The organism is Leisingera sp. SS27 (assembly GCF_028368855.1).
Classification (GTDB): Bacteria; Pseudomonadota; Alphaproteobacteria; order Rhodobacterales; family Rhodobacteraceae; genus Leisingera.
Genome location: NZ_JAQNCY010000010.1, coordinates 1 through 17,554 on the forward strand (window position 1 = coordinate 1; position 17,554 = coordinate 17,554).

The window sequence follows — 17,554 nt, forward strand, 5'->3', positions numbered from 1 at the left end:
CCTGGAAACCCTGCGCGCCCTGCGCGAGTTCAACAGCCACATCGCCGCCGTCGCCACCCCGGTGCTCTACCGCAGCGGACAGCTCCTGGAGACAAGGCTCATCGAGGAAATGCCCGAAGACGAGGACGGGGCCACGCTGCAGGAGGCCGGCCGCTAGCCGCCCGACCTTCGTTTAAAGAAGAATGCTGCCGGGCATATCCGGAAAATCCTCAGCCGCGGAGGCCTCAAGGTAATTCCGCACTGTTGGGTCGATCCGCGGGCTGCGCACCGGATAGACACCGCAGGCGGCAATTGCCTCGCGTGCTGAGACCCGGTCATCCAGGCGTTTCCAGATCGCCCGGGCTGCATAGGGCCGCGGGAAAGGGCGCCAAGCTAAACCCATTGTCATGCCGCGCAGGTATTTCAGCTGCTGCCGGTGCGCCGAGAACAGGATGGTCTGCGCCACGCTGCCTTCATGGGCGCGCTCGTGCTCAGTGATGAACAGCCGGTTGCCGCGCTGAGTCACCAGCCCGTCGTAGCGGGAGATCTGCCGGATGCTCTGCTCGGGATCAGTCGCTACCTCCAAATTCCTGGTCACGATGAACCCGTCCTTCTCTACCAGGCGGGTCAGAGCACAAAGAATGCCTTCTCCCCAGGAAGGGGTCCTGAAAAATGCATGATAGAAACCCAGATAGCGCTTAAGATTGCGCTGCTGTCCCCGGAAAGGTTCCAGAAAGCTGTCGCTGGCACCGGGCGGCGTCGTTCGGGCAGCATCGCTGAGCTGGGCCTCGAACTCCGGCCGAGGGGCAAACAGCCGCGCTTCGGGAATATCGAAATACCGGGCAATCCGGCGGAGGTTGTGGGCCGCAGGCAGGCTGGTGCCGTTGAGGTAACGGTTGAACTGCTGACGATTGATTCCGACCTCCCGGCAGATTTGCGCAATGCTGCCATGTTCGGCACAGAGCGAGCGCAGGTTTTCGGAAAAATTTTCCGGCATGGCCAATTTCCTTTCGCGAACTGACGCGGAAGAAGTGCATGTCGCGCCAGTTCGCGCATGTTTACACAATTCCGTTAAAGGTGAAACAGGCGTTTTCTGAGGGCAAGCCGTTTGAGCCAGGGGAACCCAAGAGCTGCAGGACGCGCCGCCGGTGTCAGAGCCGGTGCGGCGCCTGCAAACCGGAGGAGTTCAGGCGGAACTGATCTGATCCAAGGGAGGACACCATGAAGATCGAATGGACCAAGACGGCACTGGGACGCCGCGGATTTCTGAAAGGCGCCACCGCGCTGGGAGCAGCAGCAGCCCTGCCCGCAGGCCTTGCCGGCCGCGCCATGGCGGCAGAGGGCAGCACCCTGCGCGTACGCTCCTACGGCGACATGCAAAGCATCGACCCGGCGTTTTCCAAGGGCGTGATCGACGAGGAAATCCATGCCTCGATCTACAACAAGCTGATCCAGTACAAACCGGGCCGCGAATGGGACTGGCAAATGGACGCCGCCGCGATGATCGAGCAAGGCGACGAAACCCACATCAAATTCGCGCTGCGCGACGACATCGGATTCACAAACGGTTTTGGCGCGATGACCGCCGAGGACGTGAAATTCAGCTTTGAGCGGATCGTGGACGAGGCCACCGACAGCCCCAACAAGCCCGACATGGGGCCGCTGAGCCACGTCGAGGTTACTGGTGAACGGGAAGGCACCATCGTGCTGAAGGAACCCTTTGCGCCGCTGTGGTCGATCGCGCTGCCCTATATCACCGGCAACATCGTGTCGAAAAAAGCCTGGGAGGCCGCAGGCGGCAAGGCAACCACCGATCCGCTGGCGGAATCCGGCCCCTACCTGCGCGACAGCTGGTCGCCCAAGGAAAAGACCGTGCTCAAGCGCAACCCGGACTGGAAGGGCGAAGCGCCGGCATGGGATACCATTGAGATCCTGCCGATTGATGATGAAAACACCGCCGAGATCGCCTTTGAAGCCGGTGAACTGGACTTTACCCGTGTCTCGCTTGGCTCGGTTCAGCGCTACCGCGACGGCGTGCCGAACGGCGGCACGCTGCTGGAGTATCCGTCGCTCTATTACACATGGCTCGGCATGAACCTTGACCACCCCAAGCTGCAGAATCCGAAGCTGCGCCAGGCAATCCAGCACGCAATCGACGTGCCTTCGGTTCTGGAAGCCGCCTATTTCGGCGCCGCGGAGCCCTCGACCGGCATCATCGCGCCGGGCCTGGCGGGCCACCGTCCGCAGTCTCTGGTGCCGCCGCAGGCGGATTTTTCCAAGGCCGCGGAACTCTTGGCGGAATCCGGTGAGACCAATGTCACGCTGAAGCTCGACACGCTGAACAAAACCACCTTCACCACCGCGGCGCAGGTGATCCAGGCAACCCTGGCGCAGATCGGCATCACGGTTGAGGTCAACGTGCTGGAATCCGGGGCCTTCTGGGCCAGCGCCGACAACGAGGACCTGCAGCTGGTGCTGAACCGCTACTCGATGACCCCGGACCCGTACTACGCGACCTCATGGTTCACCACCGAACAGGTCGGCCACTGGAACTGGGAGCAGTTCAGCAACGCCGAGTTCGACAAGATTCACGCCGAAGCCTCGCAGCTGACCGATCTGACCAAACGGGCCGAGATGTACCAGCGGGCGCAGGATCTGATGGAGGAAAGCGGCGCCTACCGGTTCCTGACCCATGAGGCAACGCCGGTGATCCACTCTGCGGGCGTGGTGCCGGCACTGCGGCCCGACGGGCTGGCGCTGCTGCGCTACTTCGGCAAGGCCTGACACTCCCCTCAGGCTCGGTCCTCCCCCCGGGCCTGACCTGGCACGGCTGCAAAATGCGGCGCGGCCGTGCCGTTTTCACCCGCACAGCGAAAACAAGGGAGCCATGCGGCCATGTTACTTTATGCAACCCGGCGGTTCGGGCTGGCACTGCTGATCCTGATCGTGGCGGTCACCGTCATGTTCCTGATGATCCGCGCCGTCCCCGGCGATCCGGTCCAGATCATGCTGGGCCCGCGCGCCACGCCAGAGCTGCAGGCGCGGCTGACGGCGGAACTGGCGCTGGATCAGCCGATCTGGAAACAGCTTCTCATCTTCTATGGGAACCTGATGCAGGGAGATCTGGGGATCGACGTGTTCTCGGGCCGGTCTGTGACAGAGATCGTGTTCCAGCAGCTGCCGCATACCCTGTGGCTCATTCTGGGCTCAATCGCCTGGTCTGCAACGCTGGGCATTGCGCTTGGCGCCTATGCCGCAGCACATCCCAATACGCTGATTGACCGGGTCACCGCAGCGATTTCTGTAAGCTTCGTCGCGGCCCCGGCCTTTGTGGTCGCCCTGCTGTCGCTGCTGATCTTTGCGGTGAACCTGCAATGGTTCCCGGCCATCGGCGCGGGCGAGGGCTTCTGGGGCCGTCTCAACCATTTGGTTTTGCCCGCCTTTGCCATCGGCCTCAGCTGGGTCGGCTATATCGCCCGGCTGGTGCGCGCTTCGATGCTCGAAGTCATGGGTGAAAGCCACATCCGCACCGCCCGCGCCTTTGGCCTTCATGAACGCCGGGTGGTGATGGTCTATGCGCTGCGCATCGCCATCCTGCCGGTGGTCACTGTGATCGGCGTCGGCATGGGGTTCCTGTTGTCCTCCGCCGTCTTTGCGGAAATCGTCTTTGCCCGACCCGGTCTGGGCAAGCTGGTGATCGACAGCATCACCACCCGCAACTACCCGATTGTGATGGGATCGGTGCTGATCTCAACCGGTCTCTTTGTGGTGTCCACCGCATTGGCCGACCTGATCAACGCCTGGCTCGACCCCCGCGCCCGGACCGCGAACTGAGGAGGACGCAGATATGGCTAAATCCCGTTCCGAACTGGGCCAGATCATCCACGGCGTCGCCCGCGACCCGCTGGGGCTGATGGGGCTGGTCATCGTCGGCACCATCGTGTTCTGCGCCATCTTCGCCTATTGGATCGTGCCCTTCGATCCGGTTGGCATGAACATCAAGTCGCGCCTGCAGGGGCCGTCATGGACCCATCTTCTGGGCACCGACCAGCTGGGCCGCGATACGTTTTCCCGCGTGATTGCGGGCGGCCAGGTGGCGCTGCAGGTCGCGTTGCCGGCTGTCTTCGGCGCCATGGCCATAGGCCTGACGCTGGGCATGATCGCTGGCTACGGGCCGAAATGGCTCGATAACCTGCTGATGCTGTTCTTTGACACTATCCGCTCGTTCCCCACCGTGATGTTCGCGCTGGCCGTGGTGGCCCTGGTGGGGCCCAGCCTGCAGACCGTGGTGTTTGTGGTGATGGCAACCTCGATCCCGACTTACGGCCGGGTGGCGCGAACCCAGACGCTGACCTTGCGCAATTCCGAATTCATCCTGGCCGAACGCTCCATGGGCGCCAGCATGACCCGCATCCTGGGCGTGCATATGCTGCCCAATATCGTCGGCGTGCTGGCGGTGCTGGCGGCGATGGATATTCCCACCGTGATCGCGCTGGAGGCCGGGCTGTCCTTCCTCGGCCTCGGGGTGAAACCGCCGACACCCAGCTGGGGCGCGCTTTTGAAAGACGGCTACTCGCTGATCCGCCAGACTCCCTGGCTGGTGGTGGGCGGCGGGTTGCCGATCATCCTGGCAACGCTTGGCTTCACCTTCCTGGGCGAATCCCTGCGCGATGTGGTTGACCCGAAACTGAGGAAACAGCGATGACTGATAGGCTTCTGGAAATCGACCGCCTCAGCGTTGACTACGAAACCGCCCGCGGTGATCTGAAGGCCCTGCGCGATATCTCCTTTGACGTCCGCAAGGGAGAGATTGTCGGCATCGTCGGCGAGTCGGGCTGCGGTAAGTCCACTCTGATCTCCTCGATCCTGCGGCTGACAGCGCCGAACACACGTTTCCGCCAGGGCAAGGTGCGGTTCAAGGGCCAGGACCTGCTGCAACTGCCGGAGCGCAAGATGCGTGATCTGCGCGGCGCAGACATCTCCATCGTGTTCCAGGACCCGATGCAGACCCATAACCCGGTCCTGTCTATCGGCCAGCAGATGCTGGATATTCAGCACCGCTCCAAGGCGTCCAAGGCTGACAAACGGGCCCGCGCAGCACAGATGCTGGGTGCGGTCGGCATTCCGGATCCGGAGGCCCGGCTGGACCAGTTCCCGCACGAATTCTCTGGCGGCATGCGCCAGCGCATCGCCATCGCCATGGCGCTGATGTCGGAGCCGGATCTGCTGATCGCGGATGAGCCGACCACAGCGCTGGATGCCACGCTGGAGGTGCAGATAATTGAACGATTGCAGGAGCTTCAGCAGGAGTTTGACTGCGCCATCCTGTTCATCTCGCACCACTTGGGGGTGATTGCAGAGCTCTGCGACCGGGTGGTGGTGATGTATGCCGGCGCCGTTGTCGAAAGCGGCGAGGTGCGCGAGATCTTCCATGATCCGAAACACCCCTACACCCGCCGCCTGATCGACTGCGACCCCGGCCACATCAAGGAGCGCGCCCGGGTGCTTCCGACAATCCCGGGCGAGGTGCCGGACCTGGCCAACCTGCCCGGCGGCTGCATCTTCCGCGACCGCTGCGATCAGGCCACTGCGCGCTGCATGTCACAGGTGCCGCCGCTCGCCAAGCTGAAGGAGGGCCACCACGCCGCCTGCTGGCTGAACCACAAGGAGGCCGCAGAATGAGCCTGCTGGATGTCAAAAACCTGAAAACCAGCTATGGCCCGGTCAATGTGCTGGCCGGTGTCAGCTTCACCGTGGAGCCGGGCGAAACTTATGCGCTGGTGGGCGAGAGCGGCTCTGGCAAGACCACGGTAATCCGCGCGATTGCCGGGCTGGCGCCGGCACAGGACGGTTCGGTTAAGTTTGATGGCCGGGAGATCCGGGGCGCCTCAGAACGGGAACTGCGCCCCTTGCGCAAGGACATTGCGATGATGTTCCAGGACCCGGTCGGCTCGCTGTCGCCACGCCTGACGATCCGCAGCCTGATCACCGAACCCTACCGCATCCAGGGCATGAAGGACCGGGATCTGGACGCCGAGGCCAGGCGCCTTCTGGAAATGGTGAACCTGCCTGCGCATTTCGCCGACCGCTATCCTTACCAGCTGTCAGGCGGGCAGGCGCGGCGGGTGGGCGTCGCCCGGGCGCTGGCACTGGAGCCCAAGCTGATCCTGGCGGATGAACCCACTGCGGGGCTGGACGTCTCGGTGCAGGGGGAGCTTCTGAACCTGATGAACGACCTGCGCGAACGGCTGGGGCTGGCGATGGTGATCATCACCCACAACCTGAACGTCGTGCGCCACGTGGCCGACCGGATGGGAATCATGTACCTGGGCCGGCTGGTCGAGGAAGGCACCACCGAGGCGATTTTCAAGGAGCCGCGCCATCCCTATACCCGCTGCCTGCTTTCGGCGAACCCGGAGCCCGACCCCGATGCCCGGCTGGAGCGCATCGCCCTGAAAGGCGAACCGCCCAGCCTGCTGCGCCGCCCCAAGGGCTGCGAGTTCCGCGAGCGCTGTCCCTTCGCCCAGGAATTCTGCAGTCAAACCCCGCAATGGGAGGTCGAAAACGGCCACGGGTTGCGCTGCCTTGCGCCCTTGAGCTGACGGCCCTTCGCCCGAAACCCCTCAACACCTGAAAGACCATGACCAGCACATTGTATTTCAACGGCGCTGTCCTGACGATGGACGCGGCCAATTCCTGCGCCCAGGCGGTGCTGACCGAAGGCGAGATCATCCGCGCTGTTGGTGCCGAGGCGAACCTGCGCGCGCAGATGCCTGCGGACACTGTTGAGGTGGACTTGCAGGGCCAGACCCTGATCCCCGCCTTTATTGACCCGCACGGGCATTTCCCCGATCCCGGCTTCATCCGGCTGTTCCGGGTCAATCTGGCTTCTGCCCCCAGCGGCGACTGCCCGGATATCCCAACCGCGCTGGACCGGCTGCGGGCCAAGGCGGCTGAAACCCCAGCGGGCGAATGGGTGATGGGGGTGCTGTTCGACAACACCGCCATCGCCGAGGGCCGGATGCCCACACGCATCGAGCTGGACAGCGTTTCCACCGAGCACCCGATCTGGGTGATCCATGCCTCCGGCCACAACGGCGCGGCAAACTCGCTGGCGCTGGCGCGCCACGGTGTGAACCGCGATACGCCGGATCCTCTGGGCGGGCGGTTCGGGCGCGACCCGGAGACTGGCGCGCTGACCGGGCTGATCGAGGGCCTGTCGGCAATGGGAGAGATGGGCGATACCGATTTCCTGATCGACCGCGACCGTTTCTGGGCCGGATTCAACAGCTGCCGCGACGAATACCTGGCGCATGGCGTCACTTTCGCCCAGAACGCCTGGGCCACGCGGCAGATGCTGGAACATTTCGCCTCACTGCCAGCGGATCAAGACCCGGGGTATGACCTGATGCTGCTTCCGATCGGCGAGCTGGAACCGGCGCTATCCAACGGCCCCGGTGCGCTGGACTGGCCCGGTAACCCGCATTTCACCCTTGGCCCGCGCAAGCTGTTCACCGACGGCGCGTTCCAGCTGCAGACCGCCTTCCTCAGCGCGCCTTACCATAAACCTGTGGATCCAGAGCATCCCTGCGGGATGGCCTATGCGGATGCCGCCGAACACCGCCGCGAGGTGAAGAAACTGCATGATCTGGGCTTCCAGATCCACTGCCACTGCAACGGCGACGCCGGTGCGCAGATGTTCATTGATGCAGTGGCCGCCGCAATGGAGGTCAACCCGCGCGCCGATCACCGCCACACCATCATCCACGGGCAAGCCCTGCGCGACGACCAATTGCAGCAGGTGGCAAAGCTTGGCATCACCGTCAGTTTCTTTCCGGCGCATGTGCATTTCTGGGGCGACCGCCATTACGACACCTTCCTGGGGCCGGAGCGGGCGGAACGGGTTTCCCCCTGCGCCTCGGCTGAGCGTTACGGCGTGCGCTACACCATCCACAACGACGCTTCCGTCACGCCGACGCGGCCCATTCACCTGGCCCATTGCGCGGTGAACCGGCTGACTGCCAGCGGTCGGCGCCTGGGTGAGGCGCAGCGGATCAGTGCCTTGTCGGCTCTGCGCGCCCAGACCATCGACGCCGCATGGCAAGTCTTTCAAGAGAACATCCGCGGCTCTATCGAGCCGGGCAAGCTGGCGGATTTCGCAATGCTGAACCGCAATCCGCTGGACGACCCGGACCAGATTGAGACCACCAAAGTCACCCGCACCATCCGCCGCGGGCAAACCGTCTGGGCGCAGGAACGTACCTAATGCAAAACAAACCGCGGATCGCCATTGCGGGCTTTCAGCATGAGACCAACTGTTTTGGCACCACCAAAGCCGGGCTGGCAGAGTTCGAAATGGCGGATTCCTGGCCCGCCATGCTGCACGGGGACGCGGTGGCCGCCGAGACCCGCGGCATGAATCTGCCCATCGCAGGCTTTGCCAGCGCGGCACAGGAGGCGGGGATAGAACTGGTCCCGATCCTGTGGTGCTCAGCGGAACCTTCGGCGCACGTTACCGATGAGGCCTTTGAGGCCGTCTGTACGAAAATTCTGGAAGGTCTGCGCAACGCCGGACCGCTCAGTGGCATATTCCTGGAACTGCACGGCGCCATGGTGACCGAAAGCCACCCGGACGGCGAGGGAGAACTGCTGCGGCGGGTGCGCGCCTGGGCCGGACCGGACCTGCCGATCCTGGTCAGCCTCGACCTGCACGCCAATATCTCAGCAGCCTCGGTGGAACTGGCGGATTTCATCGCGATCTACCGCACCTATCCGCATCTCGACATGGCGGAAACCGGCGCCCGCTGCGTGCCGGTGCTGCAGCACCTGCTGGCGGGCGACAGGCTGCACAAGGCATTCCGGCAAATGGACTGCCTGATTCCGCTGCATGCGCAATACACCAGCTCCACGCCTGCGCGGGAGCTTTATGCAGCGCTGCCGCCTCTGAAGCAGGCAGGGGTGCTGGCGGACATCGCGCTGGGGTTCACCGCAGCGGATTTCCCGGATACGCGGCCCTCTTGCGTGGCCTATGCCCGGACGTCTGGCGCCGCGGCACAAGCCGCAGACCATATCGCCAGGCTGTTTGCCGAACAGGAACCGCACTTCAGCCACCCGATGCTGACGCCACAGCAAGCCGCAGAGATTGCCTGCCAGCCGCGCGCAAGCAAACCGGTTGTGCTGGCGGATGTGCAGGACAATCCGGGCGCAGGCGGCACCTCTGACACAACCGGCCTGCTAGCTGCGCTGGCGCAGTCAGGCGCACAGGGCGTACTGATGGGGCTGCTCCATGACCCCGCAACCGCCGCCGCGGCGCATGAGGCAGGGCAGGGGGGGGTCTTCCGCGCGGCCCTCGGCGGCCGTTCAGGTGCAGCAAGCGACCAGCCTTTTGAAGCGGAGTTTCAGGTTCTGGAACTTGGCGATGGCCGCTGCCGATATAGCGGTGAAATGTATGGCGGCGGAGTAGCGGAGCTGGGTCCCGCAGCGGCGCTGCGGCTGCATGGGACAGGCGCAGAAATCACCCTGGTTGTCACCAGCATCCGCAACCAATGCCTGGATCTGGCGCATTTCACTCATATCGGGCTGGATCCCGCGTCCTTTCAAACAATCTGCGTGAAAAGCACCGCCCATTTCCGCGCCGATTTCGAGCCCATCGCCAGCGCAGTTTATCCGGTTGCGGCCTCCGGCGTGTTTCCCTGCGATCTGGGTGCGTTCCCATACAAGAACCTGCACCCGGACGTCAGAACCATCCCTGCAAAAGGCTGATACCTGCTGCAGGGATGGCCTATGCAGGCGGCCAGGGGAAACCGCCTGCGGGAGGATCAGTCCTCGTCCTCGCCGTTCTGGTAGGGCACCACCAGCGTCGGGATCTGCGAGCGGCGCAGCACCCGTTTGGCCACAGTGCCCAGGAACGTGTGGGAGAACCCGTGGTCATGGGCGCCCAGCACGATCAGATCGCATCCCAATTCGACCGAACGGCGCAGGATTACCTCCGCCGGGTGGCCGTCGGTCACCTCAACTGAGGTGACCTGATCGCGGATCTTGGCCTCGTCGCCTTCAAAAGACGCCCAGAACCGCGCCTGCCGCTCGGCCAGCATCTGCTTGACCATCTCATGCCGCCGTTTGGCTGCTGATTTCCGGGTCTCATCGTTCAGCACGAACATCTCAAACGTGATGCGCGCATCCTCTGAAATCGGTTCATTCACATGCAGCACGTGAATTTCCGCCCCTGTCGCATGGGCCAGACTGGCCGCATGGCGCAAGGCCAAGGTGGAGTTATGCGACAGGTCGGTGGCAAACAGGATGTTTGTGATCATCGGTTTCATGCCGGTCTCCTTTCAGATCAGTAGCCGAACAGCCGCGGCAGCCACAGCGAGATTTCAGGGAAGAAGGCGATGATGAAGATCGCAATCGTGTTCACAGCCGCAAAAGGCAGGGCGCGCAGCGAGATTGTCTCAATCGAGATGTTTGAGATACCCGAGGCGATGAACAGGTTTTCCCCCAGTGGCGGCGTCTGGAAGCCGATGCCCAGGGTACAGACCATCACCACGCCGAAGTGGATCGGGTCGATGCCCACTGAGTAGGCGACCGGCAGCATCACGGGCACCAGGATCAGGATGGTTGCCAGCGTCTCCATGAACATACCGACAAACAGCAGGAAGAAGATGATCAGTGCCCAGATCACATAGAGGTTTTGGGTAAAGCTCAGCATGCTGTCCGCAATCATCGCCGGGATCTGGTTTTCCACCAGCAGGCGGCCAAACACAGTTGCGGTGAACAGGATCAGCAGCACACGCCCCGTCAGCCAGGTGGTGGCCTCCAGCGACTGGAACAGCGACGACCATGTCAGTTCGCGGTAGATAAAGACACCGATCACAAGAGTATAGAAAATCGCCACGATGGCCGCTTCGGTCGGGGTGAAGAAGCCGGTGTAGATGCCGCCCAGGATCACCAGCGGCGCCATCAGCGACCAGAAGCCCCGGTACATCTCGCAGCCGACATTGCGGATCGACCACCCGTCGGCAGAGCCCTTATAGCCGCGCTTCTTCGACATGAAGAAATTCAGGATCAAGAGGCTGGTGGCAATCAGGAAGGCTGGCACGAACCCTGCGATGAACAGCTTGGAAATCGAAACAGACTGGAAGGTTCCGAATTTCTCCACCGCTTCCGGCGGAGGCGCCATGCCAAGCGCGGCAATGCCGAAGATCACCATCGGGATCGACGGCGGGATGATGATGCCAAGACCGCCGGAGGACGCCGTGACGGCAGAGGCATAGCCCTTTTCATAGCCCCGGCTGATCATCGCCGGGATCATCAGCATGCCCACAGCCGCCGTGGTGGCCGGGCCGGAGCCGGAGATCGCGCCAAAGAACAGGCAGGCCATCACGGTGGCCGCTGAAATGCCTCCGGTGAACGGGCCAGCCAGGCTCTCGGCCACATTGATCAGGCGCTTGGAGATCCCCGCGGCCTCCATCAGCGCGCCGGCCAGGATAAAGGCTGGCAGCGCCATCAGCGGGAAAGAGCCGACAGAGGTAAAGGCGATCTGCACGAATTTGATCGGGTTTTCGTCCAGATAGAGGAACGACAGCAGCGACGACACCCCCAGCGCGACGGTGATCGGAGCGCCCAGAAGCAGCAGAAGAAGAAAGGATCCAAACAGGATCGTGACGATTTCGGTTTCCATAGCCCTGTCCCTCCCGGTTACGTGCGCTTGTCCGCGGCAGCAGCGGCCTTGATTTCATCAAGGTCGATCTGGTCGGGATCGTGGATATCTTCGCCGCGGATCAGCTTGCGGTAATTCACCTGCAGAATGCGGATCGTCATCAGGGCAAAGGCGATGGGCAGAACCATGTAGATATACTTCATCTCTATGCCCAAGGTCTGCGACTTCCAGAACTTGTTCATCTTGTTGAAAACGAAATCGGTGGCCAGCCACAGGAAATAGCAGTTGAAGAACAGCCAGAAGAGGTCGGCAAAGGCTTCAATATACTTGATCCAGCCCGCAGGCAGGAACTTGAACTGGAAGGTGACCCGGTTATGCGCCCCCTTCAGCGCGGCATAAGAGGCGCCAAAGTAGACGAACCAGACAAACATATAGACCGATAGCTCTTCGATCCACGAAAACGAATGGCCGAACACCTCGCGCGAGACGATCTGCACAAACAGCAGAATGACAAAGCCGGACAGCAATATTCGGCAGATATAGCTCTCTATGTTGTCCAGGAATTTCCAGAACATGATGGTCTCCTCCCCTGTGCAAAGCAGCGCCGTAGCGCTGCCTTGTTGTTTTTATACCTTCAAGCCAGAGGTTTACTGGACCGGATCACGGCCGATGGTGGTCAGCACGGTGTTCAGCTTCTCGACACCGCCGATGGAGTCATAGAACTGCGGCCAGACCGCTTCGGTCGCCAGCTTGATGAATTCGGATTCATCGTTTGCCGGATCGTCGATCTGCATGCCTTTGGCGACCAGCTCATCCTTGATCTGGGCTTCAATGTCGCGCAGGTACTGGGCCGATTTCAGGGTGGCCTCTTTGCCCGCCTCGATCAGGATCTGCTGGTCTTCTTCGGACAGGTCCTGGAACACCGCCTCAGACACGATCAGCGGCTCGATCGAGAAAATGTAGCGCAGGTTGGTCACATACTCCTGCACTTCGTAGAACTTCATCGAGTTGATGGTGGTGTAGGGGTTGTCCTGACCGTCAACAACCTTGGTCTGCAGGCCGGTGAAGGTCTCGGACCAGGCCATCGGAGTCGGGTTGATGCCCCAGGCCTTGTAGGTTTCGATCATGATTTCGTTCTTGGGCACGCGGATAACCAGGTCCTGCAAATCAGCCACGGTGGTGACCGGCTTCTTGGAGTTGGTCAGGCGGCGGAAGCCGGTATAAGTCCAGGCCAGGATGCGCACGCCGGCGTCGCGGATGGTGTTTTCGGTCAGTTCCTGGCCGATCGGTCCCTGGGTCAGCGTTTCCGCATCTTCCAGCGACAGGATCACATAAGGCAGGGTGAACACGCCGACGGTCGGCGAGAACGGCGTGACGTTGTTGATCGCCAGCAGTGACATATCCAGGGTGCCGATTGCGGCCTCATTGACGGTGTCCTGCTCCGACCCCAGCTGGCCGTTCAGGAACATGGTGCCGGTGTGCTTGCCGCCGGATTTTTCTTCCAGTGCCTCGATGAAGAACTTGCCGGTGCCTTCCTGTGAGCTGCCAGCGCCGTCGCCCACGGCGATCTTGAAATTCTTGGCGGAAACAGCGCCGGTGGTCAGCAGTGCAGCGGCGGAAACGGCTGCTGTCAGGGTGCAGACCTTCTTGAGAAATGACATAACTTCCTCCCGTATTGTCATTCTGGGGCCCAAGGTCCGGGGTGGCGCGCCCTCCACAGCGCATCTGCCAGCCTGTTCCAGCCTTGGTCCACGAGAAGCTACATTGCGTTGCAGGTTTCTTGAATGTAAACTTTTGAACGCAAAGTTTCACAATTATCGAACTTCTTGATGGCCCGGAAATCAAACCTCAAACATGTCGCTGATGCTGACCTGAAATTACTGCGGGTGTTCAAGGCCGTCGCCGAAAGCGGCGGCCTGGCCGCGGCGGAAACCGAGCTGAACATCGGCAAGTCGACCATATCAAAATATCTCGCCGATCTGGAACTGCGGCTGGACCTGAAACTGTGCCACCGCGGCCCGGCCGGGTTTTCGCTGACCGACGACGGCAGCAAGGTGCTGAAATCCGCCGAGGGCTTGCTGCTCTCCGTTTCCGGCTTCCGGGCTGAAGTGAATGAAATCAAGCAGCAGCTGGCCGGCACCCTGCGCATTGCCTTGTTCGATCAATGCGCCTCGAACCCGGAGGCATTTGTTGCCGGTGCGATCCGTGCCTTCAACAAGGCGGCCCCCGCGGTTGAAATCGACCTGTCGCTGGAACCGCCCAACGTGATCGAAACCAACGTGATCGGCGGGAAGACCGACGTGGGTATTCTGGCGCTCCACCGGCCTTCGCCCAGCCTGAACTATGCACCCCTTTATGGCGAAGACATGTTTCTCTACTGCGGTATGGGCCATCCGTTCATGGACTGCGATCACACCCGCCTCCGCCTGGAAGATGTTCGCGCAGCCAACTACGCTGGTATCCGGGTGAACTCCCCCAACCTGCACGTTGGCCAGACACTGGGATTCCGCCGCGCCGCAAAGGTGCAGAACGAGCAGGCACTGGCCATCCTCGTCATGTCAGGCAGCTATCTCGGTTTTCTGCCCGACCACCTGGCCGATAAATTTGTCCGCGACAGGATGATGCGCAAAGTTCTCCCGGAACAAATCTTCTACCGGAGCCAGTTTGCCGCCGTAACCCGCAAGCGTCCGGCAATGAACCGCATCACCAGGCTGTTTCTCGACCAATTGACCGCAGCGCATTCCGCTCAGCACCCCGAAAGTTTGGCACAGACCGGCGCTGACCGCGTCAGATGATATCCAGCGAGACTTTGACCCGGTCCATCACCACGGAGGACGTGAAGCGGCTGACATTGGATTCATCAAAGAAGTATTCCTGGGTGAAGGCTTCGTATTCCTTGATGTCTTTGACGATGACCATCAGGATGAAATCCGCTTCGCCAGTCGTGTAATAGCATTGCTGCACCTGCGGAGCTCTGCGCATCTTGCGCTTGAAGGCATCCAGATGCATCCGGCTTTCACGCTCCAGAACCACTTGCACGATCACTGTCATTTCGCGGCCCATTTTGGCCGGCGAAAGTACCGCGATTTCCCTTTCGACCACTCCGGTATCACGCAGTTTCTTCAGGCGCTTTTGCACCGCAGGCGCTGACAGGCCGACTTCCTGGCTGATCGCCTCCGCGGTCAACTGTGCATTCGCCTGGATCAGCCGCAGTATTTCGTGGTCTTTGTTGTCCATAGCTGATTTTTGGGCTGGCTTGGCTGAAATGACAACTTGAAAACCTGCTGCAGGCCTTGCCGGAGACAACAGCAGCAGAAGGATTGCGAATAAACAACTGCGAAATGTGAATGTGTCCCGGGCTGACAATTTGCGTCACCGCAACAGCGGGCAACTGGCACAAGCAACCATTCCAGCCTTTTCAAACAAGGGTTTCTGGCAATATTTCCGCTGAAATGGTGCAAAGTTCAAATTTGCGGCATCAATTCCGCAAAGATTCCGGAAAACAACATTTACGGTTCTCTTGCGGTACACGTTTTGTCAGGACTTTCCGGATTATGACTCCTCAATGCCCCGGTGCGACCGGGCGCCGCAGACTGCAGGAGACCCTGGCCAATGCCCCGACTAACGAAACTGCCTCTGAAGCTGAAACTGCCGCTGATCATGGTGGCCCTGACGGGTGTGTTCCTCGTTACTGTGTCAGTGCTGGTTTATTCCATGGCTGAACGCAGCATCCGGGAAAACGCCTTTGCCGCCCAGAAGATCGAGGCCAAGTCAGGCGCTCAGGCGCTGGGTTTCCTGATCAAGGCAGCACGGTCTGATGTCTCCAGCCTGGCAGGCCAGCCCGCAGTGTTCCGTGCCATCAGTAATTTTGAGCGGGTGATCGGCATGGTCGAGGAAGACGACCCCATTGCCTATCTCAAGCAGACTTATGCGACCGGGAATCCAAATGCCGCAGACCAGCGCGAAGAGCTGACGGATGCGGGCGACGGCTCCTATTACAACCAGTCGCATGTCACTTATCACCCCACCTTCCTGCAAAGCCTGCGCCTCAACGGCTACCAGGATCTCTATCTGATCACGCCTGCGGGTCAGGTGGTATATTCAGTCAAGAAGCGGGACGATTTCCTGACCGCTGTCCAGGAAGCTCCGGACAGCGGCCTCTCGCAAGTGTTTCAGACCGCGCTCGAGGCTGAAGCAGGCACAGTCGCGGTGGCGGATTTCGCATCCTACGGCCACAGCCCGGATGCCGCAGCCTTCATGGCCGCGCCAGTGTTTGCCAAGAACGGTAAAATCGCCGGGGTGATCGCAATCCAGCTCGGCACCGATGGCGTCGTCAAGGCACTGACCAGCAACCTGTCCGGCGGCACCCATCAGAATATCTACGTGGTCAGCAGCGATGGCGTGGCACGCAGCCCGTCCTCGGTGGCGGGCCTTTTCCCGGTGCTGCAGCAGTTGCCCGCAACGCCGCAGATCCAGGCCGCAAGATCACGCGAGGCAAACCAGTTCGACGGCGTGCCGTCCTCGCTGGGAGAACGCGCCATTGCCCAGGTGATGCCGCTGGACCTGCCCGGCTTCGACTGGTCTCTGGTGCTGGAAACCGATGAGCACACCGCCTTTGCCGTGGTCGAACGCATCCGCCTGATCGCCGCGGGCATGATCGGCGCGGCACTGCTGGCGGCGATCGGCGTGTCCTGGCTGGCGGCGCGCAGCGTCACCCTCCCGATCCATGCCTTGCGCGAAGCCACCAACGCACTGGCCGACGCCGACTACAATTCGGAAATCCAGGGCCTTGCCCGCGGTGACGAGCTTGGCGATCTGGCCCGCAGCCTCGACACCTTCCGCGGCAAGCTGAAGGACGCGGATGAGGCTGCTGCCCGAGAAGTGGAAGCCGCCCGTCACACCGCGGCGGTGGTGGAGAGCATGAGCGCCGCGCTATCAGAATTGCAGCGCGGCAACCTGGCCTGCGACATCCGGGCACCGTTTGACGGCCATTACGAAACCCTGCGGGAAAACTTCAACCGCAGTCTCGAACGGCTGCGCGGGTCCATGGCGGAGGTGGTCGGCGCCGCCGGGAACGTTGGCCGCTTCTCCGAAGAGCAGCGCGGTGCGGCGACCGAAATGGCGCACCGTACCGAAAGCCAGGCCGCAACGCTGGAAGAAACCGCAGGCTCCATCCGTGAGCTGACCGGCGGCATCCGCGACACGGCAGAGCGCGCGGGCCGCATGGACGACACCATGCGCGGCGCCCGCAGCGAGGCAGAACAAAGCACTGATGTGGTGACATCAGCAGTGGCAGCGATGGATCAGATCCAGGAGGCCTCCGCAGAGATTTCCAAGATTATCAACATGATCGACGACATTGCCTTCCAGACCAACCTCCTGGCGCTGAACGCCGGCGTCGAGGCGGCGCGCGCGGGCCCTGCCGGTGCAGGCTTTGCCGTGGTCGCCTCTGAGGTGCGCGCCCTGGCGCAGCGGGCCTCTAACGCCGCCGGGCAGATCAAGGGCCTGACCTCCGCCAGCGAGGAGCATGTCGCCAATGGCGTTGCCATGGTAGGCCGCGCCGGTGACGCGCTGACCCGGATTATCGAACAGGTTTCAGCGGTGTCGGGGCTGGTCACCGAGATCGCCGACGGGGTCCGGGCGCAATCGCGCGGGCTGGAGAAGATTGATGGCGCGATGCATCAGCTGGACAACATGACCCAGCAGAACGCCGCCATGTCCGAAGAGGCTGCCGCCGCCAGCCAGCTGCTGCAGCATGAATCGCAAAGCCTGACAGACATCGTCGGCCGCTTTGACCTGGGTGGAGACAGCGCAGATCAAGGTTTTGCGGCAGACCCGCACCGGTTTAGAGCTTGAACCCGAACCGGCAGGCTGGAGCTAGACTTCAGCCTGCCGGCAACCCCTTTGCTCCCGGCC

General features: G+C 61.9%; 15 protein-coding genes. 9 read left to right on the forward strand and 6 right to left on the reverse strand.

The genetic code is table 11. The features are described from left to right. Positions 1 to 172 precede the first annotated feature (172 nt). Positions 173 to 976 (reverse strand): helix-turn-helix transcriptional regulator, encoded by an 804-nt coding sequence (locus N6L27_RS17805; RefSeq protein ID WP_271908696.1) that lies wholly within the window; start codon positions 974 to 976, stop codon positions 173 to 175. A gap of 224 nt (positions 977 to 1,200) precedes the next feature. Here N6L27_RS17805 and N6L27_RS17810 point away from each other — a divergent pair, with 224 nt between their 5' ends. From N6L27_RS17810 to N6L27_RS17840, 7 genes are all read left to right on the forward strand, one after another. Further along, complete coding sequence (locus N6L27_RS17810; protein ID WP_271908697.1) at positions 1,201 to 2,763, forward strand: ABC transporter substrate-binding protein; 1,563 nt, start codon at positions 1,201 to 1,203, stop codon at positions 2,761 to 2,763. A gap of 111 nt (positions 2,764 to 2,874) precedes the next feature. Further along, positions 2,875 to 3,813 carry an ABC transporter permease gene (locus tag N6L27_RS17815; RefSeq protein WP_271908698.1) on the forward strand — a complete coding sequence of 313 codons (939 nt, stop codon included), beginning with the start codon at positions 2,875 to 2,877 and terminating at the stop codon, positions 3,811 to 3,813. 13 nt (positions 3,814 to 3,826) lie between these two features. Further along, positions 3,827 to 4,684, forward strand: coding sequence for an ABC transporter permease (locus tag N6L27_RS17820; protein WP_271908699.1), 858 nt, complete (start codon positions 3,827 to 3,829; stop codon positions 4,682 to 4,684). Then, entirely contained in the window at positions 4,681 to 5,661 is a 981-nt protein-coding gene (locus tag N6L27_RS17825; protein ID WP_271908700.1) for an ABC transporter ATP-binding protein, read from the forward strand. The genes N6L27_RS17820 and N6L27_RS17825 overlap by 4 nt, the downstream gene beginning before the upstream one ends. After that, on the forward strand, positions 5,658 to 6,581 hold the full coding sequence (locus tag N6L27_RS17830; RefSeq protein ID WP_271908701.1) for an ABC transporter ATP-binding protein: 924 nt from the start codon (positions 5,658 to 5,660) through the stop codon (positions 6,579 to 6,581). The genes N6L27_RS17825 and N6L27_RS17830 overlap by 4 nt, the downstream gene beginning before the upstream one ends. Positions 6,582 to 6,619: 38 nt before the next feature. After that, entirely contained in the window at positions 6,620 to 8,245 is a 1,626-nt protein-coding gene (locus tag N6L27_RS17835) for an amidohydrolase (RefSeq protein WP_271908702.1), read from the forward strand. Then, a complete protein-coding gene (locus N6L27_RS17840) occupies positions 8,245 to 9,741 on the forward strand; it encodes a M81 family metallopeptidase (RefSeq protein ID WP_271908704.1) in 1,497 nt (498 codons plus the stop codon). The genes N6L27_RS17835 and N6L27_RS17840 overlap by 1 nt, the downstream gene beginning before the upstream one ends. A gap of 56 nt (positions 9,742 to 9,797) precedes the next feature. Here N6L27_RS17840 and N6L27_RS17845 read toward each other — a convergent pair whose 3' ends face one another. From N6L27_RS17845 to N6L27_RS17860, 4 genes are all read right to left on the reverse strand, one after another. Further along, the gene (locus N6L27_RS17845) at positions 9,798 to 10,301 is read right to left on the reverse strand and encodes a universal stress protein (RefSeq protein ID WP_019294596.1); all 504 of its coding nucleotides are present in this window, start codon (positions 10,299 to 10,301) and stop codon (positions 9,798 to 9,800) included. A gap of 17 nt (positions 10,302 to 10,318) precedes the next feature. Then, a complete protein-coding gene (locus N6L27_RS17850) occupies positions 10,319 to 11,659 on the reverse strand; it encodes a TRAP transporter large permease (RefSeq protein WP_271908708.1) in 1,341 nt (446 codons plus the stop codon). 17 nt (positions 11,660 to 11,676) lie between these two features. Next, on the reverse strand, positions 11,677 to 12,213 hold the full coding sequence (locus N6L27_RS17855) for a TRAP transporter small permease (protein WP_271908710.1): 537 nt from the start codon (positions 12,211 to 12,213) through the stop codon (positions 11,677 to 11,679). Between the two features lie 72 nt (positions 12,214 to 12,285). Continuing rightward, the gene (locus tag N6L27_RS17860; protein ID WP_271908711.1) at positions 12,286 to 13,299 is read right to left on the reverse strand and encodes a TRAP transporter substrate-binding protein; all 1,014 of its coding nucleotides are present in this window, start codon (positions 13,297 to 13,299) and stop codon (positions 12,286 to 12,288) included. A 168-nt stretch (positions 13,300 to 13,467) separates the two neighbouring features. Between N6L27_RS17860 and N6L27_RS17865 the strand changes: the two genes are divergently transcribed. Continuing rightward, on the forward strand, positions 13,468 to 14,433 hold the full coding sequence (locus N6L27_RS17865; RefSeq protein WP_271908712.1) for a LysR family transcriptional regulator: 966 nt from the start codon (positions 13,468 to 13,470) through the stop codon (positions 14,431 to 14,433). Here the strand turns inward: N6L27_RS17865 and N6L27_RS17870 are convergent. Continuing rightward, positions 14,426 to 14,875 carry an Lrp/AsnC family transcriptional regulator gene (locus N6L27_RS17870; protein ID WP_271908714.1) on the reverse strand — a complete coding sequence of 150 codons (450 nt, stop codon included), beginning with the start codon at positions 14,873 to 14,875 and terminating at the stop codon, positions 14,426 to 14,428. The two genes, N6L27_RS17865 and N6L27_RS17870, sit on opposite strands and share 8 nt — an antisense overlap. Positions 14,876 to 15,250: 375 nt before the next feature. Here N6L27_RS17870 and N6L27_RS17875 point away from each other — a divergent pair, with 375 nt between their 5' ends. Beyond that, positions 15,251 to 17,494: a methyl-accepting chemotaxis protein gene (locus tag N6L27_RS17875; protein ID WP_271908715.1), complete on the forward strand. Its 2,244-nt coding sequence runs from the start codon at positions 15,251 to 15,253 to the stop codon at positions 17,492 to 17,494. Positions 17,495 to 17,554: the final 60 nt, after the last annotated feature.